24 protein-coding genes and 4 pseudogenes are annotated in these 21,151 nt (G+C 70.0%); 10 read left to right on the top strand and 18 right to left on the bottom strand.

What is annotated here, in order from left to right; genetic code table 11:
- Positions 1 to 511: pseudogene (locus ACF08N_RS35270) on the top strand (transposase); the annotation flags it as partial.
- A 13-nt stretch (positions 512 to 524) separates the two neighbouring features.
- On the opposite strand, the gene ACF08N_RS35265 reads toward ACF08N_RS35270, so the two are convergent.
- The 11 genes and pseudogenes from ACF08N_RS35265 to ACF08N_RS35215 form a co-directional block, all read right to left on the bottom strand.
- The gene (locus tag ACF08N_RS35265; protein WP_392328822.1) at positions 525 to 737 is read right to left on the bottom strand and encodes a gas vesicle protein; all 213 of its coding nucleotides are present in this window, start codon (positions 735 to 737) and stop codon (positions 525 to 527) included.
- On the bottom strand, positions 734 to 1,564 hold the full coding sequence (locus tag ACF08N_RS35260) for a GvpL/GvpF family gas vesicle protein (RefSeq protein WP_392328821.1): 831 nt from the start codon (positions 1,562 to 1,564) through the stop codon (positions 734 to 736). Before ACF08N_RS35260 ends, ACF08N_RS35265 begins: the two co-directional genes overlap by 4 nt.
- A complete protein-coding gene (locus ACF08N_RS35255; RefSeq protein ID WP_392328820.1) occupies positions 1,561 to 1,956 on the bottom strand; it encodes a gas vesicle protein in 396 nt (131 codons plus the stop codon). The genes ACF08N_RS35260 and ACF08N_RS35255 overlap by 4 nt, the downstream gene beginning before the upstream one ends.
- A 160-nt stretch (positions 1,957 to 2,116) precedes the next feature.
- Positions 2,117 to 2,371 (bottom strand): gas vesicle protein GvpG, encoded by a 255-nt coding sequence (locus ACF08N_RS35250; protein ID WP_392328819.1) that lies wholly within the window; start codon positions 2,369 to 2,371, stop codon positions 2,117 to 2,119.
- A gap of 24 nt (positions 2,372 to 2,395) precedes the next feature.
- On the bottom strand, positions 2,396 to 3,109 hold the full coding sequence (locus ACF08N_RS35245; protein ID WP_392328818.1) for a GvpL/GvpF family gas vesicle protein: 714 nt from the start codon (positions 3,107 to 3,109) through the stop codon (positions 2,396 to 2,398).
- A gap of 3 nt (positions 3,110 to 3,112) precedes the next feature.
- Entirely contained in the window at positions 3,113 to 3,550 is a 438-nt protein-coding gene (locus ACF08N_RS35240) for a gas vesicle structural protein GvpA (RefSeq protein ID WP_392328817.1), read from the bottom strand.
- Between the two features lie 69 nt (positions 3,551 to 3,619).
- On the bottom strand, positions 3,620 to 3,919 hold the full coding sequence (locus ACF08N_RS35235) for a gas vesicle protein (RefSeq protein ID WP_392328816.1): 300 nt from the start codon (positions 3,917 to 3,919) through the stop codon (positions 3,620 to 3,622).
- Positions 3,920 to 4,107: 188 nt separating this feature from the next.
- Positions 4,108 to 4,935 (bottom strand): annotated as a pseudogene (locus ACF08N_RS35230) (SulP family inorganic anion transporter); the annotation flags it as partial.
- Between the two features lie 8 nt (positions 4,936 to 4,943).
- Positions 4,944 to 5,534, bottom strand: a complete 591-nt coding sequence (locus ACF08N_RS35225) for a carbonic anhydrase (RefSeq protein ID WP_392328815.1) — start codon at positions 5,532 to 5,534, stop codon at positions 4,944 to 4,946.
- Positions 5,535 to 5,741: 207 nt separating this feature from the next.
- Positions 5,742 to 6,584, bottom strand: coding sequence for an SDR family oxidoreductase (locus ACF08N_RS35220; RefSeq protein ID WP_392328814.1), 843 nt, complete (start codon positions 6,582 to 6,584; stop codon positions 5,742 to 5,744).
- A gap of 63 nt (positions 6,585 to 6,647) precedes the next feature.
- On the bottom strand, positions 6,648 to 7,412 hold the full coding sequence (locus ACF08N_RS35215; RefSeq protein ID WP_392328813.1) for an SDR family NAD(P)-dependent oxidoreductase: 765 nt from the start codon (positions 7,410 to 7,412) through the stop codon (positions 6,648 to 6,650).
- Positions 7,413 to 7,668: 256 nt separating this feature from the next.
- Between ACF08N_RS35215 and ACF08N_RS35210 the strand changes: the two genes are divergently transcribed.
- Both ACF08N_RS35210 and ACF08N_RS35205 read left to right on the top strand, forming a co-directional pair.
- A complete protein-coding gene (locus tag ACF08N_RS35210; protein WP_392328812.1) occupies positions 7,669 to 8,556 on the top strand; it encodes a helix-turn-helix transcriptional regulator in 888 nt (295 codons plus the stop codon).
- A 334-nt stretch (positions 8,557 to 8,890) separates the two neighbouring features.
- Positions 8,891 to 9,151 (top strand): universal stress protein, encoded by a 261-nt coding sequence (locus tag ACF08N_RS35205; RefSeq protein WP_392328811.1) that lies wholly within the window; start codon positions 8,891 to 8,893, stop codon positions 9,149 to 9,151.
- Positions 9,152 to 9,432: 281 nt separating this feature from the next.
- On the opposite strand, the gene ACF08N_RS35200 is transcribed toward ACF08N_RS35205, so the two are convergent.
- A complete protein-coding gene (locus tag ACF08N_RS35200) occupies positions 9,433 to 9,717 on the bottom strand; it encodes a DUF1876 domain-containing protein (protein ID WP_392328810.1) in 285 nt (94 codons plus the stop codon).
- A gap of 11 nt (positions 9,718 to 9,728) precedes the next feature.
- Positions 9,729 to 10,049, bottom strand: coding sequence for a hypothetical protein (locus ACF08N_RS35195; protein ID WP_392328825.1), 321 nt, complete (start codon positions 10,047 to 10,049; stop codon positions 9,729 to 9,731).
- Positions 10,050 to 10,326: 277 nt separating this feature from the next.
- On the opposite strand from ACF08N_RS35195, the gene ACF08N_RS35190 reads away from it, so the two are divergent.
- From ACF08N_RS35190 to ACF08N_RS35170, 5 genes are all read left to right on the top strand, one after another.
- Complete coding sequence (locus ACF08N_RS35190; protein WP_392328809.1) at positions 10,327 to 10,758, top strand: DUF2267 domain-containing protein; 432 nt, start codon at positions 10,327 to 10,329, stop codon at positions 10,756 to 10,758.
- 368 nt (positions 10,759 to 11,126) lie between these two features.
- Positions 11,127 to 11,336 (top strand): hypothetical protein, encoded by a 210-nt coding sequence (locus ACF08N_RS35185; protein WP_392328808.1) that lies wholly within the window; start codon positions 11,127 to 11,129, stop codon positions 11,334 to 11,336.
- A gap of 104 nt (positions 11,337 to 11,440) precedes the next feature.
- Positions 11,441 to 12,325: a universal stress protein gene (locus ACF08N_RS35180; protein WP_392328807.1), complete on the top strand. Its 885-nt coding sequence runs from the start codon at positions 11,441 to 11,443 to the stop codon at positions 12,323 to 12,325.
- 246 nt (positions 12,326 to 12,571) lie between these two features.
- Positions 12,572 to 13,240, top strand: a complete 669-nt coding sequence (locus tag ACF08N_RS35175) for a CBS domain-containing protein (protein WP_392328806.1) — start codon at positions 12,572 to 12,574, stop codon at positions 13,238 to 13,240.
- Between the two features lie 386 nt (positions 13,241 to 13,626).
- Positions 13,627 to 13,815, top strand: a complete 189-nt coding sequence (locus tag ACF08N_RS35170) for a hypothetical protein (protein WP_392328805.1) — start codon at positions 13,627 to 13,629, stop codon at positions 13,813 to 13,815.
- An 18-nt stretch (positions 13,816 to 13,833) separates the two neighbouring features.
- On the opposite strand, the gene ACF08N_RS35165 is transcribed toward ACF08N_RS35170, so the two are convergent.
- The 3 genes from ACF08N_RS35165 to ACF08N_RS35155 all read right to left on the bottom strand — a co-directional run bounded on the left by ACF08N_RS35165 (position 13,834) and on the right by ACF08N_RS35155 (position 16,432).
- Entirely contained in the window at positions 13,834 to 14,412 is a 579-nt protein-coding gene (locus tag ACF08N_RS35165) for a suppressor of fused domain protein (protein WP_392328804.1), read from the bottom strand.
- A 191-nt stretch (positions 14,413 to 14,603) separates the two neighbouring features.
- Positions 14,604 to 15,188, bottom strand: coding sequence for a YceI family protein (locus tag ACF08N_RS35160; RefSeq protein WP_392328803.1), 585 nt, complete (start codon positions 15,186 to 15,188; stop codon positions 14,604 to 14,606).
- Between the two features lie 80 nt (positions 15,189 to 15,268).
- Positions 15,269 to 16,432, bottom strand: a complete 1,164-nt coding sequence (locus tag ACF08N_RS35155; RefSeq protein ID WP_392328802.1) for a site-2 protease family protein — start codon at positions 16,430 to 16,432, stop codon at positions 15,269 to 15,271.
- A gap of 381 nt (positions 16,433 to 16,813) precedes the next feature.
- On the opposite strand from ACF08N_RS35155, the gene ACF08N_RS35150 reads away from it, so the two are divergent.
- Positions 16,814 to 18,808, top strand: a complete 1,995-nt coding sequence (locus ACF08N_RS35150) for an aconitate hydratase (RefSeq protein WP_392328824.1) — start codon at positions 16,814 to 16,816, stop codon at positions 18,806 to 18,808.
- A gap of 9 nt (positions 18,809 to 18,817) precedes the next feature.
- Complete coding sequence (locus tag ACF08N_RS35145) at positions 18,818 to 19,162, top strand: hypothetical protein (RefSeq protein WP_392328801.1); 345 nt, start codon at positions 18,818 to 18,820, stop codon at positions 19,160 to 19,162.
- A gap of 118 nt (positions 19,163 to 19,280) precedes the next feature.
- On the opposite strand, the pseudogene ACF08N_RS35140 reads toward ACF08N_RS35145, so the two are convergent.
- A pseudogene (locus tag ACF08N_RS35140) lies at positions 19,281 to 19,605 on the bottom strand (DUF2267 domain-containing protein).
- Between the two features lie 438 nt (positions 19,606 to 20,043).
- Positions 20,044 to 21,129 (bottom strand): annotated as a pseudogene (locus ACF08N_RS35135) (SpoIIE family protein phosphatase); the annotation flags it as partial.
- Positions 21,130 to 21,151: the final 22 nt, after the last annotated feature.

Genomic DNA, 21,151 nt, shown 5'->3' with positions numbered 1-21,151 from the left:
ATACCAGACCCCGGCAGCGATCCGCCGCCGCGGCCGGGCCCGGCTGACGGCTTGGCTTGCCAACCGGAGCGTGCGCGGCGCCGACGCGGTCGCCGTCACCGCCCTGGAAGCCGCCCAGGCGCAGCAGACCGCGCTGCCCGGCGAGGACGTCGCGGCCCAGATCGTGGCCGACCTGGCTATGCAGATCCTGGCACTGGACGACCGGCTCAAGCGGATCTACAGGCAGATCCGCGAGACGTTCCGAAGCCACCCGCAGGCGGAGATCATCGAGTCCCTGCCCGGCATGGGGCCGATACTCGGGGCGGAGTTCGTCGTCGCCGCAGGCGACCTCGCCGCATACGCCGATGCCGGCCATCTGGCCTCGGCGGCCGGGCTGGTGCCCGTGCCCCGTGACTCCGGGCGCCGGACCGGCAACCTGCACCGTCCCAAACGCTACAGCCGCCGCCTGCGCAGGGTGTTCTATCTGTCGTCGCAGACCAGCATGATGCGCGAGGGGCCGAACCGGGACTTCCTTCGATGTGACCTCACCACGGTCCTGGCTCGTCCGCCGTGATCGACCGGATGACGGCGCGGAGATTGATGTGCACCAGATCCACGTCCGCGACGGACAGGACGAGGTCGCCGGTGAGGACCGCTCCCCCGTTGAGGAGGCGGTCCAGCAGGTCGATGAGCGCGACCGGCGGGCCCGCGGGGGTGCCGTTCGCGGTGGCGCCCGTCCGGTCCGGCTCGCCGCTCATCGTGCCGCGCCACCGTCGGCGACCGGGGTCGCGAACGAGTACGGGGCCCAGGGACCGGTGACCTCGATCCGTACGCCCGGGGTGTCACGGACGAGCGCGTCGAGCCGGGAACGGAACCGTTCCGCACGGTGCGCGGGCACGAGGTACGCCTCGTTGACGACGTTCTCCCCGGCGCGGGTGGACAGTTCGCCCTGCTGGGGGCGGTGCACCACCCGTTCCGGGGCGAGATCGCGGACCGCCATGGCGGCGTCCGCCGCCACTTCCGCGGCAGCCCGGCGGACGTCCCGGCCGGCGCGCCGCTGCGCCCGCCGCTGCTGGAGATAGGCGCGGCCGGGGCTCACCGTCGCCTGTTCCTCGCGCGGCTCCTGTGGCTCCTGTGCGGGAACGCCGCTCGGGTCGGCGTAGACCTTGACGCCGAACTCCACGTGCCGGTCGAGCCGTTGGAGCAGCCCGTCGAACTCGTCGTGCCGTTCCTCGAGCATCGCGGTCACGCGGTCGTCGTCCCGGTACACCGTGGCCAGCCGCATGGGCAGGACCGTCGCCGCCGCGAACGCGACGTCGACCACCGCGTGGTGGGCGCGGGCGATCGTTTCGAGCCGGGCCAGGTCCTCCAGTTGTGCCTTCAGGCCCTGCTCGCCGTAGGTGTCGGCCGGTACGCGCGACACGAGGGCGGCGAGGCCGTCGGCGCGGGCCACCACCCGCACGGGCCGGTCGTCCACACCGGCGAGGAGCAGGGCGGTGCGTCCCAGCGCGTCGTGGTCCCGGCCGACCGCGTACACGTACGACAGTTCGTCGCCGGTCCGGCGGCTGCCGGTCACGGTGTTCACTGCTCGTTCCTCTCTGCCGTGGCGTGCCGGTCCGGGGCCGTGCCGACGGGCGCTTCCGGCAGTCCGGCCGCCGCCCGCAGCTCGGCGAGTTCGGCCCGCAGCCGGGCGTTCTCCCCCTCCAGTCCCTCCTGCCGCGGCGCCGCCGCCCGGGAGGACAGCGACGGGTCGTGCTCCCACCAGTCGATGCCCATCTCCTTCGCCTTGTCCACGGAGGCGACGAGGAGGCGGAGTTTGATGGTCAGGAGCTCGATGTCCAGCAGGTTGATCCGGATGTCGCCCGCGATGACGACGCCCTTGTCCAGGACACGTTCCAGGATGTCGGCGAGATTGGCCGACGAACCCTGCGGTCCGTAGGGGGAAGCGGCCGTGCGGCCGGCGAGTGGGTGGGTCACGGTGTCCGTCCCCTCCGCACCGCCGGTGCCCTGCCCGGCGACGTGCCGCGATCGGCTGCCAGGGCCGCGCCCGCACCTGCGTTGTCCGTCATTGCTCGTGCACCTCTTTCTCTCGCGCCGCAGGACGCCCCGGCGCGCGTCCGGGGCCGTGCGGGGCCGGTCAGGGGCCGCGCGTTCCGCGCCGGTGGGCCTCGATCTCCTCCAGCCGGTCGAGGAGTTCGTCCTCCCGCCGGTCGAACTCCTCTTCTCCGATACGCCCACCGGTCAGGTCCCTCTCGAGTGCTGCCAGCTCCCTGAGCACCGGCTCCGGGTCGTAGTACTCGCGTTCCGCGGCGCGCACGATCTGGTCGAGCACCCACGCGGTACCCCGGGCCGGGACGAGCGGGAAGGTCAAAAGGCCGGTGATCAGGCCCATGGCTGCTCCCTTGGTCCGGGACGGTCAGACGAAGCTGTACGGCGGGAGCGGCCCAGTGAGCGTGAGCCGGTAGGCGGTGCCCCGCCTCTCCGCCTCCTCCCGGACGAGCCGGGAGAAGGCCGCCGCCTCGTCGTCCTTGACGAGGAACGACATGGTGAGGAAGACACTCGCGGCGGGCTCGCCCCGGGCGGTCCGCGCGGCCGCCGGTTCCAGCAGGGCCACCAGTTCCTCGGCCTCGCTCTGCCGCCGGGCCGTGACCGCGTCGGAGACCATCTCCCCGAGCGCCACGCGCTCCTGGTGGGCCGAGGGGTCGATCCGTGTGCGCTCGTTGAGCCGCCGGATCTCGTCGGACTGCGTCATGATCTCGCGCAGCAGGTCGTCCTCGTCGCGGGAGACCTTGAGATGGAACTCGACGTGGCCGTCCAGCTCGGCGAGCCGTTCGCTGTAGCCGGTCTGCTCCTGTTCGAGGACGGCGGCCACCTGGTCGTCGTCGGGACCGAGCAGGCCGAAGCGCATCGGCAGGGTCGCGCCGTCGTCCATCAGCCGCTCGATCACGTTCTGGTGGGCCAGCACGTCGCGCCGTTTGGCCCTCAGGCCGGGCGGTGCCTCGCTGACCACGGCCGCGAGGTTCCGTGCCGTGACCGTTCGCAGGTGCGCCGGCGGGTCGCCTACACCGTCGACGCCGTCCAGCCGCAGCGGGTGGTCGGCCCGGGTGATGGCGTACACATAGGTGGGCACAGGTCACTCCCCCCGGCTCGCGGACGTCTGAGAGGCGGAGGTCTTGCGCGTGGAGCGCCTGCGCGGCTCCTCCTCGGGTTCGTCGCGGTTGCCCTTGAGCGTGTCGGTGACGGCTTCCACCGCGCCGCTCAGCGCGCCCTTCGACTTGCCCTTCGCGCCGCTCTCGGTCGCGTCGCCGACGATGTCCGTGAGCTGGCTGGGCGCTTTGCGCCCGGATTCGAGGTCCAGCCGGTTGCACGCCTCGGCGAACCTCAGGTAGGTGTCGACGCTGGCAACGACCACGCGCACGTCGACCTTGAGTATCTCGATTCCGACCAGGGAGACCCGTACGAAGGCGTCGATGACGAGCCCTCGGTCCAGGATGAGCTCGAGGACGTCGTACAGGGTTCCCGAGCCGCTTCCGCCGGTCGTTGCGTTGCTGCTTTGCTGGACGAGTGTCACAGCAGAACTCCATCCGATGAGCTGGTGCGGGCCCGGCCGGCCGCTCCGGACAGGCCGGGCCCGGTGGATTCAGCGGCGGTCGATCTGCCCTCTCGCGTACCGGTGCCTGCGCTCGTACGCGACGAGCCATCCGTCGGCGTCGAGTTCGACGTGGTAGGACGCCATCACGCTCATGGTGTCGGGGACTCTCTCGAGTTCGACGACCTCCACGTCGGCGCACCACCCTTGGTCGGTGGCACGCAGCGCGGACACGGCGCCGGGCTCGCACCGGAGCAACTCGGCGAGTTGGTCGGAGGCACGGCGCATGGCCGTGGAAACATCGATGCGTTTCTCGGCGGCCGTACCGCCTTTGCCGTCCGTGGTGTTCATGATCCCGCCTGTCGCGCCTCGGAAGTCGTGTCCCGGCGAGGGCCTTCGGCCGTCCGCCGTGGCTTCGATGCGCGTGCCCGTGCGGAGCGAACCTATGCGGCATTGATGGGTACTTGTCGCCGCCGATTTGCCGTACCCCAGCTCGGATACCCCCTGGGGGCGGTGCTCAGGCTGCGGAGCCGCGGAACCTTGTCGTATTCAGTACGGGGTCCGTCGTGCAGCCGGTCGACGGCTGCCGCGCTGAACAGGCTCTTGGCGGAGGCGATCAGGGTGAAGGCCAGGACGGTTCCGAGCAGGCTCACGTTCGCCAGCTCCGCGAAAGCGTCGAGCCCGGGCGGCTGGACGGCACCGAGTAGACCCTGCACCTCGACCGTGGCGACCGGGGCGCTGAACGCGAGTGAGGCGAGCGTGGCCAGCACGACCGCGGCGAGCGCGCCCGGTACGGCCTGTGCCCGCTTCGACATCCGCTTCCACAGCACCATCACCGCGATGGTGCCGGCACCGATCGCGAGCGACGCGAGTGCCGCGGTGCTGACGGCGGCCTCGACCAGAATCTCGGGGAGTCCGGCTATCTTGCCGAGACCGGATGCCGGGGCGTCCATGCCTGCTGCCGCGTACAGCTGGCCGGCGATGAGGACGAGTCCGATGCCGGCGAGCATGCCCTCGACGACCGAGACCGAGATGGCCCGGAACCAGCGCCCCAGTTTTAGAGCACCCATGGCGAGCTGAAGGAGCCCGGCGGCCAGCACCATCACGCCCAGTGCCGGCAGCCCGAATGTGCGGACGGCTTCGAAGACCAGCACGGTCAGTCCGGCGGCCGGACCCGATACCTGGAGACTGCTGCCCCGCATCATGCCGGTGACGAGACCGCCGACGATGCCGGTGACCAGGCCCAGTTCCGCCGGAACGCCGGAAGCCACAGCGACACCGACGCACAGCGGCAGGGCGACGAGGAAGACGACGAGCGAGGCGGCGAAATCCTGCCGCAGATGAGGAAACTTCGTTCCGAGATTCATGGCGGGCCTCACAGCGCCTTGAAGGTGTCGGACTGCGCGTCGTGGGCCAGTACGGATCCCATGTGCACCTCGTAGAACCAGCCGTGCAGGCGCAGTTGCCCGCCTGTCAGGCGCTTGTCGACGCAAGGGTACGAGCGGAGCCGCAGCAACTGAGTCAGCACATGGCTCTGCACGGCCTCGGCGACAGCCGGGTCATCAACCTCCCCCTGGGGACGGGGAGTCGCGTGCGTGAGCCAGTCGCGCACCGCGGGCACGGCGGTCAAGTCCTCACCCCGCACGAGTGCTCCGACGGCGCCGCAGTGCGAGTGGCCGCAGACGACGATGTCCGTGACCCCGAGCACCTCCACCGCGTACTCGATCGTGGCCGCCTCGCCCGTGGGCTGCTGGAAGGGGTAAGGGGGGACGATGTTGCCCGCGGTCTGCAACTCGAAGAGGTCACCGGGCCGAGCCCCGGTGATCAAGGCCGGGACGACCCGGGAGTCGGAGCAGGTGATGAACAAGACGTGCGGGGACTGGCCATGGGCCAGCCGGGCGAACTCCTCAGGACGCTCCGCGCACTGCTCACGGAAGGATCGGGCGTTGTCGATGAGGGGCTGCATACCAGTATTTCCTCCTGGCGCGCGCTGGCGGCGCGTCGGCGTACGTACGAGAACGGAGCGCTTACGGCACGGCTGCATAACCCCACAGCGGCCCGCACCTGACGGTGCGGGTCGAGGCAGCAGGTCAGCTCGTGCCGATGTTGTGCTTGGCGTTGCATTCGACTGATGCGACCGACGGGTTGAGCCCGCCCTGTTCGGAGCTGCCGCTCAGGCAGCGTCGTCGTGTGCCAGGTTGCCACCCAGTTCGCGGGAGGCTTCGGCCTGGGCGAGGAGTTCCCGTGCCTTGGCCGAGACGCCCTCGATGGCGTCGGCACCGGCGACGAAGCGCAGCGGCGGCTGGTCCTGGCCGGCGAGGGTCAGCAGGGCGCGGGCGAGCTTGGCGGGGTCGCCGGGCTGCTGTCCGCTCATGCCCTTCCAGGCTTCGACCGTCGCGGCGGTGCGCTCAGCGTAGTCGTCGATGGTCGGCTCGGGCCAGGTGGTGGAGGCGTCCACGAGCAGCTCGGTGCGGAAGTAGCCGGGCTCCACGATCGTGGTGCGGATGTTGTACGGCTCGACGTCGTAACGCAGGGATTCCATCCAGCCCTCGACGCCGAACTTGGAGGCGGCGTAGGCGATGACGAATTCCTGGCCGATCAGGCCGGCCATCGAGGACATCGTGATGACATGACCGTCGCGCTGACCGCGCATGACGGGCAGGACTGCGCGGGTGACGTTCATCGGGCCGAAGAGGTTGGTCTCGATCTGCCGGCGCATGTCCTCCGGCGAGATCTCCTCGAAGAAGCCGGCGAAGAAATTCCCGGCGTTGTTGATCAGGACGTCGATGCGGCCGAAGCGGTCGACGGCGGCCTGCGCGGCCGCGTGCGCGTCGTCCAGGCTGGTGACGTCCAGCTTGGTGACCAGCAGGTTGTCGTGCGGACCGCCCAGGGTCTTCTCGACTTCCTCGGAGCGGCGGCCGGTCGCGACGACCTGGTGGCCGGCCGCGAGGGCCTCGCGGACGATGTCCGTGCCCAGACCGCGTCCGGCACCGGTGATGAAAATGACCTTACTCATGAGAGATTCCTTTCGGGCGCCGAATGAGGCGCCAGTACGTTGTGTTGCCGAGCGTGGATGGGGTCAGCCCTGTTCCGTGGGCATGATCCACAGCTCGCCTACGGCGGCGTGGCGGGGACGGGTGACCATGTAGGCGACGCCGTCGTCGATGTCCTCGGCCGCGAGGACCTCGGTTCCCTGGAAGTAGGGGTCGATCATCTCGCTACGGATCTCGGGCTTGTTGTGCGTGCCCAGTTCGCTCTCCACAGCGCCCGGCTCGAGGACACCGACGCGCACGTGGCGCTGGGTGACTTCCTGGCGCAGGGACTCAGTGAAGCCGTTCACGCCGAACTTGGTGAGGTTGTAGACGCCGAAGCCCTTGCTCGCCACGCGGCCGGCGTACGAGCCGATGTTGACGATGTCGGCCACCTGGCGCGGGCCCTGTTCGGCGGCCTGCAGCAGATGCGGCAGGGCGGCGCGGGTGGTGTAGAGCAGGCCCTGGACGTTGATGGCGATCATGCGGTCCCACTCCTCGGCGTCCGCGCCGACGACGGGGCCCAGGAGCATCAGGCCGGCATTGTTGACCAGGGTGTCCAGCCGTCCGAACCGCTCGAGAACCTGCTGTACGGTCCCCTCGGCCTGGAGGCGGTCGGTGATGTCCGCTGCCACCACCATCGCTGTGCCGCCCGCCTTGACGATCTCGGCGGCGAGGTCCTCCAGGCGGTCCTTGCGGCGAGCCACGAGCGCCACAAAGGCCCCGTTCTCGGCGAGCCGACGGGCGGTGGCGGCGCCGATCCCGCTGCTCGCGCCGGTGACGAGTGCGACGGTGCGGGTCAGTGTCGCTGCCATGGGCATGGTCGTCTCCTCCAGACGGATGGTGTGAGGGGGAAAGGGGGGCACCGCCGATCTCCTATGTGCCTGTGTCGCACATGCTTCGCACATCGAGATCATCTTGCGTATGCCGTGAGCCGTACCGTCGGCCCGCTGTCCAGACAACCACCCGTCAACCGCCCGCGGGCCCGCCTATGAGGTACGGCCCTTCAGGGGGTCTGCCAGTACCCCTTTGAAGGGCCCCGGCGGCGGCAGGCCGCCGTACGGTGGATCCATGGACCGCAGCAGTGAGATCCGTGAGTTCCTGCGCACCCGCCGGGCCCGGATCACCCCCGAACAGGCCGGCCTCGCCCCACATGGCGGCCCCCGCCGCGTACCGGGACTGCGCCGCGAGGAAGTAGCCCAGCTCGCCGGGGTCAGCGTCGACTACTACGTCCGCCTGGAGCGGGGCCGCACCCAGGGCGTCTCCGAGACCGTCCTGGAGGCCGTCGCCCGCGCCCTGCAGCTGGACGATGCCGAACGCGCCCACCTCTTCGACCTCACCCAGCCCACCACCGCGCGGACTCGCCGCAAGCGCCCCCTCGCCCCGCAGAGGGTCCATCCGGTCCTGTACCGGACCCTGGACTCTCTCAGCGTCCCCGCAGTGGTCCAGGGGCGACGCACGGACGTGCTGGCCGCCAACCGGCTCGCCTACGCCCTCTACACCGACTTCGAAGCCCGGCCCCGCCGCGAGCGCAACTTCGCCCGCTTCGTCTTCCTCGACGAGGCAGCACGCACGCTGTACACCGACTGGGACCAGGTCGCCAGTGACTGCTTGGCCGCACTGCGCCTGTACGCCGGACGCCACCCCGACGACCCGCAACTCACCGAACTCGTAGGAGAGTTGTCCCTGCGCAGCGACACCTTCCGCCGCCTGTGGGCCGACCACAACGTCATCGCCCACACCTCCGGCGTCAAACGCCTCCACCACCCGCTCGTCGGCGACCTCACCCTCGACTTCGTGGCCCTGGCCGTCGAAGGCGACCCCGACCAGACCCTGGTCATCTACACCCCGGAACCCGCCTCTCCCTCAGCGGAAGCCCTGAGCATCCTCGCCAGCTGGTCAGGCACCTCCACCACCGGCCCGCGCACTTCCGAACAGACACACAAGCCGGCCGGCTGACACCCGCAAACACGCGTCGGGCAGCTTCCGGACCGGACCGGACCAAGCATGGTCTGCGCCTGATCGGTGCGTCGGACCAGCCGGCCCAGAACCCTGGATGGCCGGCGCCACACCCGTCATCGCCGAACGACAGGGCGGGCCGACCCTTCACAAGGCGTCGTGGACGACGCCAGTTCTCCTGCAAGCGCGCCGATGAGTACGGCGATCGGCCTTCCACCGAGCAGAAAGCGTACGCATGTCTACTGAGCTGAGTGATACGCCTCTTCCTCCTCCCCCAGAGTCCCCATCGGGACCGTCCCGTCGTACGTTCGTCGCCACGACCGCCCAGGTCGACATGACCGAGGAACAGCGCCTGCACGCACAGCTGCTGAACCACGCCGCCCGGCCGATCGCGGACTATCCCCGAGTGCACGTGGACACGGAAGTGATCAGCGGCCCGGCCGCCGCCACGCTTGTGGACGCCTCGTCCCACGCCACCATGCTCGTTGTGCCGCGCCATCCCCCTGCCGAACGCCTGGGACTGCGCCTGGGCTCCATCGTGCACGCGGTGCTGCACCACGCACCGTGCCCGGTCGCCGTCGTGCCGATCGTCTGACGGCCCGCTCGGGCCATGCCGACCCCTCGCGATACGACTTGGCCCGGTTTCTGGGTGACGGAACCTCCATCCAGCCGGTCTGCGCGCCGGCGAACCCACGGCGGCCGTCGACTCACAAGGGGTCGAACGGCTTCGTCGCGGTAGGCCGAACGCCGTCGTGACCACGGCCCGCACAAGGGCATCCGACCGCCACCCGGAAGGTGTCCTGTACGGACGCGCCGCGCACCGGGCCTGACTCGCCAGTCGGCCTCGGGCCGTCCAGATCGGCCTGCCGCCATCGGTCACACGGGCCATCCGACGGCCTGGCGGGTGCTCAGCGCCATCGCGCCCATGCCCTCGATGTCGCGCTCCGCAGCGTCCAACAGCTTCTGGGCGAGATCGCGCATGGCCCTGCCCGCCGCCAGTTCGTCGCCGATCTCCGGCACATTCGTGTCCGCCGGATTGCAGTGCGCAACCCCGCGGCCGGTGAGCGCCGTGGTCCCGGTATCCGGCACCACGCGCGCCTTCGTCGTTCCCTCATCCTCGAAGAGGCGGAGGCGAACTCTCCATTCCACCGTAGGTGGCATCACTGTGCTCCTCACTTCGGTAGGGACCGATGTGATCCGGATGCGGTTTGTTCTGGGCTCGGGGGCCGCGCGGTGGGCGCCGACGTCTCCTCCCCGATACGGCGCCGGACCCGGGAGGCGAGTGCGCTCAGCCGCTCGGAGGCCGTCGCACGGGGCGCTGCGGGGGCTCGGATCCGGCGGGCCGCCGACGGCAATTCGGCCAGGTCCGCGGCCAGTCTCTTCCGGCACTCGTCGAGCGTGGGTCTCCTGCCGGTGCGCCGCCCGTTGCGCATAACCGTCGCCAGCAACGGCCTGCCCTCCTCGGGTGGCTGCTCGTCGGCGAGAGAGATCACGTCGGCGTAGCCGGGGCGGCGAGCGATGTGGCCTGTGATGCCGGGCAGTGGCGCGGCTGCCAACCAGTTCCGTCCGCCCTAGCATGGAGCCTAGGACAGAGCAGAGAAGCCACCGCGCGCAGCTCGCGTTGCACATGCGGTACGCCACCGGGCAGGTGCCACCCGCGCCCTCCCCACTTCTGATTGAGCCGACCGTTCCCAGTGCCGACCGCCCGCCCGGAGGCGCGGCAATCCCGCAAGCGCATGGGCGCCACGGAAGACCGGAAGGGCAAGACCGATGCCTCCCACACATCCACTCGACTTCGAACACGCCATCCACACCGCCAACATCTGGCTCAAAGCGGTGTCGGAAGCTCTGGGAACAGAGGACCGCCACCTCGCCCACCGGGTGCTGCGCACCTGGCTGCACACGCTCCGCGACCGGCTCACCGTCGACGTGGCCGCCCACTTCGCCGCGCAGCTCCCCGACCTGCTGCGGGGCGCCTACTACGACGGCTGGGACCCCAGCACAGTACCGATCAAGTACGACCGCGAAGGCTACGTGAACCGCTTCGTCCAGGAAGCGCGGGTCACTGCCGAAGAAGTGCCCCAGATCGTTCCCGCGGTCACCGCCGTCGTACGCGAGCACGTCTCGCCCGGGCAGCTGGAGGCGGCACTGGAGCAACTTCCGCACGACATCCGCGCACTCCTCCTCCAGCCGACTGCCTGACCCAGCTCCACGCACGCGGTAGGTACCAGCATGGAGTCAACTCCCTGGTCAGTCAGCGCCGTTTTTGGCATCGGGCAGCGACCTCGCTCCTGCGCGCGGAGTCCGCGACCGGCGGGAACGCGACGCCCCGGCGGGGCGCGGGCTGGGACCCGACAGTCCCCCTCAGACCGGCAACTGCCATGCGCCGCTCGCTCATCGTGCGCAGATCGTTGACCGGGCACGAAGTCAACGTCGAGCAATCCGTCACGGGGAGCGCCCAGTTGAAGAACAGACGGGTAGCCCCACCGGCATGACGACAGATGCACTACGGCCTGATCGCCCCGCCCAGTGAGGAGCCGGCCCGTCACCGCCTCATAAGGGAGCACGACATGACGCAGAACCACTCCCCTGAACCCGATGCCGCGCCCGGGCCGGAAGCCCGGTTGAGCCGGCTGGAAGCACAGGTCGCGACCCTGGCCGAGGCCATCCGGGCACTCGCCCGTGGGCTGGAGGACATCCCGTCGGAGGACGTTCCGCCCGAGGAAGGGGCACGCGGCGCACGACTCGCCCACGAAATCCTGCTCTCTCAGGGCCTGTAGAAGCAGCCTTGCGCCGGAAGGGACGGAGCCGGCTGCTGCGGCCGGCACCCGCACAGGCCGGCACCGGGGCACATGCCGGTCGACGAGACGACTGGGAGTCGGCGATGACGCATGCAGAAGGACGTAAACCCATCGTGGCCGGCATCGACCCCGATCCGGGGAAACGCACGGCGCTCGCCTGGGCCGCCGACGAGGCGGCCCGACGGGAACTGCCACTGCTGCTGGTCCTCGCGCAGAACGTACCGACCCCCGGCTACCGGCCGACGGGCGGCCGGCCGTCCTGGGAGGAGTGGAACGAGGCGCTGCACGCGACAGGGAATCGCGTGCTGAACGATGCGGTGGCCTACGTGGAGTCCCGGCATCCGCGGATGCGGGTGTCCGCGCTGCTGGCGGAGGGACATCCGGCGTGGGTACTGCGCGAACAGGCGCAGAACGCCGCACAGATCGTGCTCGGTACCTGGCACCTGAGTGCTGTCCAGGAGCTTTTCACCTCGGCCTCGGTCGCCCTGCCGCTCATCGCCCAAGCGCCCTGCCCGGTGGTGGTCGTACCGGAGCCGGAACACATCACCCAGCAGCCACCGTACTTCGTGGTCGGAGCCGACGGCAGCCCTCAGTCGGACGCCGCCGTCGGCTTCGCCCTCGAGGAGGCCGCCCTGCGCGGCGCGGCCCTGCGGGCCCTGTACGTGTGGCAGCCTCCGCGGCTCGGCGCCCCGGACGAGGACGCGGCCCTCCAGGAGTGCCGCAGGCTGCTGTCGGAGACAGTAGCCGGGCGTGCCGCCGCCCACCCGGAGGTGGAACTGCACCACGAGGTCGTAAGAGGCCACCCGGTACAGGTCCTCACCGAGGTGTCCGAACACGCCCTCGGCCTGGTCGTGGGCACACGCGGGCACGGCGGCTTCACCGGAATGCTGCTGGGCTCTGTCAGTCAGGGCGTACTGCACCACGCACGCTGCCCGGTCATCACCGTCCCGCACACGCACGACCAGTAGCCCGCGATCTCCGGAAGCCCGAGTTGGACGGGGCCCAGCTCGCGCCGCCGTCGTGGTGCGTAACACGCCCGCGGCCGCGACGGCCACCATCACCGCCCTGGGGTCCGCTTGTCGGTGAGCACTTGACCTCTGGGGCGACGCCGAGGTGCCTGCCGTGACTGCCGCCGGGACAGTGCGGGGGCTCTCCAAGGGGCGGACAGTGGAGAGAGGATCCGCGCCGCGAGCGCCTGAGGAGGGAGCGGTCGCATGCTGCATCGAACGGTCGGCGACCTCATGACCACAGCGGTTGTGAGCGTGCGGCCGGACACAGGCTTCAAGGACATCGTCCAGCACCTCGCGGAGCACGGCATCGCGGCGGTACCGGTCGTCGACGACCAGGCTCGCCCGATCGGCGTGGTTTCAGAGGCCGACCTGCTGCGCAAACAGGAGAGTCAGGCTGATCCGGGCGGACATCTGGCCCCGGCGCACGTACTGTCCGCGGAACGCGCCAAGGCCCACGCGTTGACCGCCGAGGGATTGATGACCAGCCCGGCCGTGACGGCGCGACCGCAGTGGTCGGTCGTGGAGGCAGCCCGCGCCATGGCCCGCCACCACGTCAAGCGGCTGCCCGTCGTGGACGACGCGGGGCAGCTGGTGGGCATCATCAGCCGTGGTGACCTGCTGCACGTCTTCCTGCGGCGAGACCCGACGATCCGCGAGGAGATCACGACGGAGGTTCTGACCCGGACCCTCGGCCTGGACCCCGGCGCTGTCACCGTCCAGGTCACCGACGGACGCGTGACGCTCAGCGGCACCGTGCCGCAGAACAGCCTCATCCCCATCGCCGTACGCCTGTCCGGGAGCGTCGACGGTGTCGTCGACGTCACGAATCACCTCCGCGCCGAGACCGACCCTGCAGCCGGTACACCACAGTGAGCCTGCACCATCGGAGACCATGCGGCCGCGCTCGAGCGGATCTGCGACGCTCTCGCGGATGCGCTCGGTGGCGAGCGCAGCGTGCATCCGGGCGCTGGTCACTTCGTCGCCGCAGCACCGGGCTTCGCCGAACGGCTTGAGACCTTCCTGCGCAAGAGTGTCACGTGACGGGCTTCTTCCAGCAGGTGAGTGTGGCGGCGAGGGTGAGGAACGCGGCGAATATGTTGGCGGAGCGCGGGATGCACCGAGTTCCTGACGGCCGGGGGCGCTCCGTGGTGCCCACCCGGCTCCTCCCGCTGCTGCTGACCCGTGGTGTACCCCCACGGCGCGGCACGTCGCCCCGCACGGAAGTACACGAAGTGTTTCGCCCGAAACACTTCGTGTACTTGCCTGACTTGGCTATCGGCGTCCCGCCGCAGTGCGGCAGGGCGTCCGCGATCCGCCAACTCGTCCACCAGGCCCCGGCCCCCGTCATTGCGAAGGCGCTCGGCTACCACGACAAGTCCACTACACGGCTGGTCACCGAAGCCGGCGGAACCTGGAGCCGATACGCCCCTGGCGACCACAAGCGGTGAGCACCGGAGGCTGGAAACTCAGGCGACCGATGTCCTGAAGGGATCTGTGGGGATGATCCCTGCCTCGTCGAAGAGCTGCTCCAACGCCTCGTGTCCGTGATGCCTGCGGAACTCGATCTCGGCGGTCGTCACAGGCAGGGTCCACAAGATGCGGGCGCGGCCCCCGGGAACAGGACAATGTTCAAGGTCGGGTCCGTGGAGATAGGGCAGACTGATCAGCAGGTGATCGCAGGTCGAAGCCGGCACCCATGGTTCACCGAGCGGCATGCTGTGCTCCACATCAAGCTGATGCCCTCCGCAGTGGTAGTAGGCGATCATCGCCATGAGCTCGATGAACCGCTGGTCGCGGACGTGGGCGGTCATGACGAACTCAAGACCATGACCGTCCTTCTCCATCGCAGCCCAGCACCCGGCGGTCACATAGGCCCAGCTGTCGCTGCGGGGGCCAGGTCCGACAACGAGAACTTGCAGAGCAGGCACCACCTCTCGCCGTCCCAGCCCGAGGTCGTAGTCGACGACCTCTACGGAGTGCCCCTCGAAGAACGCCCGGACATGTGACTCAACAGCCTCTGCGGCCAGCAGCCTCGCATCACTCACCGCGCGATCATCCCAGACCTCGATCAACGGCCCTTGACGGCTCACTCAGCGTCATGGAGCCACGAATACGACACCTCAACATGCGAGCCCACCAGTCCCAAGGCCGAACTCGAAGGAGACGATCACGAATGGGCCGGCAACGGCGAGCGCGCGCACGGCCCCAGGCCCGGGCCGAGGTCGCTTCCGCGCGGCTACTTGGGTGCCTGCCCAGGGCCGGTCAGCGGTTCGAGCTCGGTCACCACGTACTCGATCCGGACCTCGTCCGCCAGCTTCAGCGCGCCCAGGAACGCGGAGTACGGCTTGATCCCGAAGATGGACTGCGTGACGGTCGCCCCACCGCACACCATGCCATCGCCGTCGCTGCCCCCGTGCACGGTCACCGGATGGGTCCGGCCCTTGATGGAGAGGTCCCCGATGATCTCGAAGGATTCCAGCGTTCCCGTGATTGAGGTGGAGCGGAAGGTGATGGTGGGGTGTTCCGCAGTGTGCAGCAGGGCTTCGCCCTCGAAGGTCCGCTTGATCTCCGCCTTGTCGGCGTCGGTGAGGGGTTTGAGCCCTCCGGTTCCCTCCCGAACGGTCAGCGATCCCGTCTCGACGGTCACGGTCACCGACGAGGCCCCGGGATCGTCGGCGACGACCACCGCCTCGCCGGACCATCGGGTGGCCTCGATCGTCAGGTCGTGCCCCGCCTTCCGGCCCATTCCGGCTCGGCCGGTCTTCACCAGCAGGCGGCCGGTCGAGGGCCCGAAGCCGTATGTTCCCTCACGTACCGTCACAGGTCCGACGGTACGTGCTGGACATGCGGTGCGCAGCTTGTGGTGAGCAGGTGCCGGTCAGGGGGCTGCTCGCACCGTCGTCAGGTCGGGTAACCGCGCCTCGGGTCGGCGCCGCTGTTCCATGGCGTCGAGGTGAGCCAGGTGAGCACTCGGTTGATGTCGGACGAGGAGACGATCCCCACCAGTCGGTCCTCCTCGATCACCAGTGCGCGGCGCGCGGGCGAGGATTCCAGTTCGAGCAGCAGAGCGCCCAGGGGTTCGTCGGGACCGGTGGTGACGACCTCGCCCATGGGGAACATGGCGTCCGCGACGGTGGCATTCTCCCCTTCCCGTTCCGCGACCTCCTGGGCACGGTGGACGGTCACCAGTCCCACCGGCGCACCGTCATCGTCGGACAAAACGGGGAAGGCCGAGTGCCGGTAGCGGAAGGCGGGGTCATGCAGGAGTTCCGCGAGGGGCAGCCCGGGGTGAGTGAACACCGGATCGGATGTCATGGCCTGGCGTACGGAGACCCGGTTCAGCGCCTCCTTCATCTGCGCCTGCCCCCCTTCGGCCGTCGCGGCGGCGACGAGGAACCAGCCGATGAGTGCCAGCCAGAGCCCACCGAGTGCGCCCATGAGGACTTCGTAGACGCCCACCAGGACGAGGAACCAGCCCAGGACACGGCCGGCGGCGGTGGCGACCCCCGTGGCCCGCAGCCGGTTTCCGGTACGCCACCACACAAACGCCCGTAGCAGCCGGCCGCCGTCGAGCGGAGCGGCCGGGAGGGCGTTGAACACGGCGAGCAGCACATTGATCGCGGCCAGCCACGCCACCGCCTCGACGGTGAGGCCGGACAGCCCCATTGCCACCAGCACGACCGCCAGCGCCGCGAACACGATGCCCAGGACGAGGCTGACCAGCGGGCCCACTCCCGAGACCCGCAGTTCCGCGCCCGGACTGGGCGCCTCGTCCTTCAGCCGGGCGGCGCCGCCGAGCAGCCACAGCGTGATCCTGTCCGCCTCCATGCCGTTGCGCCGGGCGACGACCGCGTGGGCGACCTCGTGGGCCAGCAGCGAGCCGAAAAACACCAGGGCCGTGAGGATGCCCACCAGCCAGTACTGCCACAGAGGCCGTCCCGGGTGGGCCTCGGGCAGCCGACCTTCCGACAGGCCCACCGCGATGATCAGGAAGATGACCAGGACGCTCCAGTGGACGCCGACACGGATGCCGGCGATGTGTCCGAGCCGAAACGTCTCATGCACCGGTCTCACCGTTCACATGCCGTTGTGTCGCCTCTGCGACCTCCGCGCTGTACGGCCGCGACGTGGCTGGTGGCGCCCTGGTGGGTACCCGCTGGGGACACCTCCACACGTGGACCCCCGCCTCGAACGCGCCTGACCGTGTCGTCCGGCGGGCAGTCCTCTCCAGCCCATCCAACTGAAGGCGGCCACGGGCCTCACCAGGAGCCGGTGAAGTTCCTGCTGCCGGACGCCGTGTACGGCGAGGCACGACTACCGGCGGCCAATCGGGCATGCTCGTCAGCTTGCCGCCCAGGGAGCGGCGCGCGCACCCTGGGCGTTGTGACGCGTTCCCACGGCACGCTGGCGCACCGGCTCATCGCCGACCATCTGGTCGACGGACGGATGGAGCCGGGCCACGAGATCGCTCTGCGGATCGACCAGACCCTCACTCAGGACGCCACCGGCACCCTGGTTATGCAGGAACTGGAGGCCCTCGGTCTGGACCGGGTCCGTACCGAGGTCAGCGTCCAGTACGTCGACCACAACCTGCTCCAGGCGGACGAGCGCAACGCCGAGGACCACGCCTTCCTGCGCTCCGCCTGCCGTCGCTTCGGCATCTGGTACTCCAAGCCCGGCAACGGCGTCTCCCACCCCACCCACATGCAACGCTTCGGCGTTCCCGGCAAGACGCTGGCCGGTTCGGACTCGCACACCTGCGCCGCCGGGTCGCTCGGCATGCTCGCCCTCGGGACCGGCGGCCTGGAGGTCGCCCTCGCCATGGCCGGACGGCCCCTGCACGTGACCATGCCGGAGATCTGGGGCATCCGGCTGACCGGACACCTGCCGGAGTGGGTGAGTGCCAAGGACGTGGTGCTGGAGATGCTGCGGCGGCACGGCGTCAAGGGGGCGGTCCACCGGATCCTGGAGTACCACGGCCCGGGGCTGGCCGCTCTGACCGCCATGGACCGGCACGTCATCGCCAACATGGGCGCCGAGCTCGGCGCGACCACCTCCGTCTTCCCCTCCGACTCCGCGGTGCGCGCGTTCCTGCGTGCCGAGGACCGCGAGACCGACTTCCGCGAGCTCGCCGCCGAGCCGGACGCCGTCTACGACCTCACCGACGAGATCGATCTCTCCTCACTCGAACCGCTCATCGCCCGCCCCACCTCGCCCGGCAACGTCCTCCCGGTGCGGGAGGTCAGCGGCGAGCCCATCGGACAGGCGGTCATCGGATCCTCCGCCAATCCGGGTCTGCGCGACTTCGCCATCGCCGCCGCCATCGTCACCGGCCGCCAGACCCACTCCGCCGTCAGCTTCGACGTCAACCCCACCTCCCGCGAGATCCTCGCCGATCTCACCACGATGGGTGCCACCTTCGACCTGATCACCGCGGGTGCCCGTATCCACCAGGCCGGATGCCTCGGCTGCATCGGCATGGGCGAGGCCCCGGCCGCGGACCGCAACAGCCTGCGCACCTTCCCGCGCAACTTTCCCGGCCGCTCCGGCACCGAACGGGACGCGGTCTGGCTCTGCTCCCCGGAGACGGCCGCCGCCTCCGCCCTGAGCGGCGAGATCACCGACCCCCGTGACTGGGCAGCCAGGGAGGGCGTGCCCTACCCGCGGCTGCGCCTTCCCGAGCGTGCATCGGTCAACCGCGCGATGCTCGAGCCTCCGCTGCCACCCGAGCAGGCCGCCCGCGCCGAACTCGAACGCGGCCCCAACATCTCCGGCCTGCCCCACTTCGATCCGCTGCCCGACGTGGTGGAGGGCCCCGTCCTGCTCAAGTGCGGCGACAACGTCTCCACCGACGAGATCTCACCGGCCGGTGCCAAGGCACTGCCGTACCGCTCGAACATCCCCAAGCTCGCCGAGTTCACCTTCACCCGGATCGACCCCGACTACCCGCGGCGCGCCGCCGAGCCGGCCACCGACGGCAGGCCCGGCCACCACATCGTCGTCGGCGGGGAGAACTACGGGCAGGGCTCGTCCCGCGAGCACGCCGCGATCACCCCGCGCCACCTGGGGCTGCGCGCGGTCGTCGCCAAGTCCTACGCCCGCATCCACTGGCAGAACCTCGCCAACTTCGGTGTTCTGCCGCTGGAGTTCGCCGATCCGGCCGACTACGACCGCATCGACCCCGGCGACCGACTGCGACTGGAGAACCTGCATTCTGCACTGGCCCCAGGAGCCAAGGCCCTCCTGCCGCTGCACAACACCACCAGGGACGAGACCTATCAGGTCCGTCACCGGCTCTCCGACAGCCGCCGCCGCACCGTCCTCGCTGGAGGCATCATTCCCGCCCTGGCACGCGAGGACCGCGCGGACAGACGACGCGAAAGCCCCGAATCCCCGGGCGACCCGGGCGACCCGGGCGACCCGGGACACGGTGGCGACTGAGGCGCAGACGTGCAGGCCGGCGAACTGGTCGGCGAAGTCGTGGGCCGGCCCACGGTCATCGTGGACGACATGATCAGCACGGGCGCGACGGTAGAAGCGGTCGTCCAGGTTCTCCTCGCCCGCGGGGCCGCAACGGACATCACCGTGGCCACGGGCCACGGCCTGCTGGTGGCAGACGCCCGCAGCCGACTGGCACGGCTGCCCCTGTCTCGCGTCCTGGTCACCGACACCCTCGCCCTGGAGCAGACGCAAAAACCGCCGCTGCACGAGCGATCTGTGGCCCCGCTGCTCGCCGGCGCCATCAGCTGCCTGCACAGAGACCAGCCGCTGAATGCTCTGCTGATGCGCTCCTGACTCACCGGCCTTATCACCGCGTGGTGTCACCCCGGGCGCACAGGCCGGACGGGCGGCCAACCGTGATGGCACCGGGCCCGGCTCGGATGCCCGCGTCACGTCAACCCAGCATGCCGTGTCACGTCAGTTCAGGGTGGCCGAAGAGTTCGGCGTAGCCGGCCGGAAGCCGGCTGATGAGTTTGTTCAGCTCCCCACCGGAGACGGTCTGGGCGAGCACGGTGAGCACGGCTTCGGCGTGCGCGCGGGCGGTCTCCTCGTCGTCGCCGGTGGCCTCGGCCACCTGCTTGACGAACTCGTGCACCCCCAGGTCTTGCCGGGGCGTTGTTCGCCGCGTCCATGAGAACCTTGGCGAGCTCGGTGGGGAGTTGGTCGGCCGGACGATCCGCTACGCCGGGCTGCAGGCGTTCGCCAAGGGTGGCCAGCACTGCCTCGGTGACGCTCATGTCTCCGGCGTATCCCCGTACTCACCCTGTGCGCGCACATCAGCCAGGATTCTCGGAACGTCAGGGACGGACTCTCCTCACTCCGCAGGCTTCGCACTGCAGACCCCCGCCGCTGCCTGCCGCGCGGCGGTTGCCGGCTCTATGCCGCAGAAGGCCGGTTCGTACGGCGCTGAGGCGAAAGCCCCCGCATCGCATCCGAGCTCCTCCGAAGGGGGCGGGGACAGGGATGGCCGTGCAGGCAGACGGCCGACGTTCCTGCCTCCTTCACACCGGAACGATTACGGCTCCACCGTGATCCGGTCGGAGCCGCCTCCTGGGTGGGCCGGGCGGAACCTATCGGTCGGACGCGCAGGGTACACGCTGGTCGTTGCGCGGTCCCACCACGTGATCCGCCGTGTGTGGCCTCCCCGCGGGCATACGCCAGGGCCCGGAGCGAGGGAGGGGGCGGGTCAGCTCCGCCCAGATGGTCTTGCCTGTCGGCGTGTGACGGGTACCCCAGCGCTCGGCGAGCTGGCCGACCAGGAACAGGCCACGCCCGCCCTCATCCAGGACACGGGCACGGCGCGGGTGAGGAGCCGTACTGCTGGCGTCAGAGACCTCGCAGATCAGGGCGGTGTTGCGAATGAGCCGCAGCTGGATGGGGGCGCTGGCGTACCGGATGGCATTGGTGACCAACTCGCTGACGATCAGCTCGGTGGTCGGGGCGGCATCCTGCAGTCCCCAGGTCGTGAGCTGGTCGGTGGCCCGCCGGCGCGCGTCGGCGACGACGACGGGCGCCGCGGGCAGGTCCCAGGAGGCCACGTGCGAGCGGCCCAGGGCATGGGTGCGGGCCACGAGCAGGACGACGTCGTCGCCCGGTCGCTCAGGCAGCAACGTCGTGACGAGGTGATCGCAAGTGGCTTCCAGCGACGGTTCGGGTTCGGCCAGGGCGTGCACGAGTTCCCGCATTCCGGTGTCGATGTCGCGGTCGCGGGTCTCGACCAGTCCGTCCGTGTACAGCACGAGCAGGCTGCCTTCGGGCAGGCGGATGTCGGTGGCCTCGAAGGGCAGGCCGCCCACGCCCAGAGGAGGGCCTGGGACCACAGGGAGGAACTCCACGGAGCCGTCCGGCAGGACGGCGGCAGGCGCGGGGTGCCCGGCGCCGGCCAGGGTGCAGTGGCGGGACACCGGGTCGTAGACCACGTACAGACACGTCGCGCCGACCTCCCCGGCGGATTCAATGCCCTCCTCGATCTCTTCGAGGATGAGATCGTCGAGCTGAGTCAGCAGCTCATCGGGAGGAAGATCGACATCGGCCAGGGTGCGGATCGCGCTGCGCAGCTGGCCCATGGTGGCGGAGGCTTGAATGCCGTGGCCCACGACATCGCCGACGACCAGAGCCACACGGGCGCCGGAAAGCGGGATGACATCGAACCAGTCGCCGCCCACACCGGCGTGCGGATCCGCGGGCAGGTAACGCATCGCCGTCTCCACTGCCGGCTGCGCGGGCCGGTGATACAAAAGCAGGCGACGCTGCAGGGCGAGGTCTGCACCGTCGGCGTCCTGC

Source organism: Streptomyces sp. NPDC015127 (genome assembly GCF_043080095.1).
GTDB lineage: Bacteria > Actinomycetota > Actinomycetes > Streptomycetales > Streptomycetaceae > Streptomyces.
This window is presented reverse-complemented; position numbering and strand designations above follow the sequence as displayed.

Excerpts from the sequence above, each read along its gene's own strand:
- ACF08N_RS35225 (WP_392328815.1), bottom strand. The coding sequence starts at position 5,534 with ATGCAGCCCCTCATCGACAACGCCCGATCCTTCCGTGAGCAGTGCGCG.
- ACF08N_RS35180 (WP_392328807.1), top strand. The coding sequence starts at position 11,441 with ATGACGCATGCAGAAGGACGTAAACCCATCGTGGCCGGCATCGACCCC.
- ACF08N_RS35175 (WP_392328806.1), top strand. The coding sequence starts at position 12,572 with ATGCTGCATCGAACGGTCGGCGACCTCATGACCACAGCGGTTGTGAGC.
- ACF08N_RS35215 (WP_392328813.1), bottom strand. The coding sequence starts at position 7,412 with ATGGCAGCGACACTGACCCGCACCGTCGCACTCGTCACCGGCGCGAGC.
- ACF08N_RS35250 (WP_392328819.1), bottom strand. The coding sequence starts at position 2,371 with ATGGGCCTGATCACCGGCCTTTTGACCTTCCCGCTCGTCCCGGCCCGG.
- ACF08N_RS35210 (WP_392328812.1), top strand. The coding sequence starts at position 7,669 with ATGGACCGCAGCAGTGAGATCCGTGAGTTCCTGCGCACCCGCCGGGCC.
- ACF08N_RS35205 (WP_392328811.1), top strand. The coding sequence starts at position 8,891 with ATGACCGAGGAACAGCGCCTGCACGCACAGCTGCTGAACCACGCCGCC.
- ACF08N_RS35220 (WP_392328814.1), bottom strand. The coding sequence starts at position 6,584 with ATGAGTAAGGTCATTTTCATCACCGGTGCCGGACGCGGTCTGGGCACG.
- ACF08N_RS35200 (WP_392328810.1), bottom strand. The coding sequence starts at position 9,717 with ATGCCACCTACGGTGGAATGGAGAGTTCGCCTCCGCCTCTTCGAGGAT.
- ACF08N_RS35185 (WP_392328808.1), top strand. The coding sequence starts at position 11,127 with ATGACGCAGAACCACTCCCCTGAACCCGATGCCGCGCCCGGGCCGGAA.
- ACF08N_RS35235 (WP_392328816.1), bottom strand. The coding sequence starts at position 3,919 with ATGAACACCACGGACGGCAAAGGCGGTACGGCCGCCGAGAAACGCATC.
- ACF08N_RS35190 (WP_392328809.1), top strand. The coding sequence starts at position 10,327 with ATGCCTCCCACACATCCACTCGACTTCGAACACGCCATCCACACCGCC.
- ACF08N_RS35265 (WP_392328822.1), bottom strand. The coding sequence starts at position 737 with ATGAGCGGCGAGCCGGACCGGACGGGCGCCACCGCGAACGGCACCCCC.
- ACF08N_RS35150 (WP_392328824.1), top strand. The coding sequence starts at position 16,814 with ATGGAGCCGGGCCACGAGATCGCTCTGCGGATCGACCAGACCCTCACT.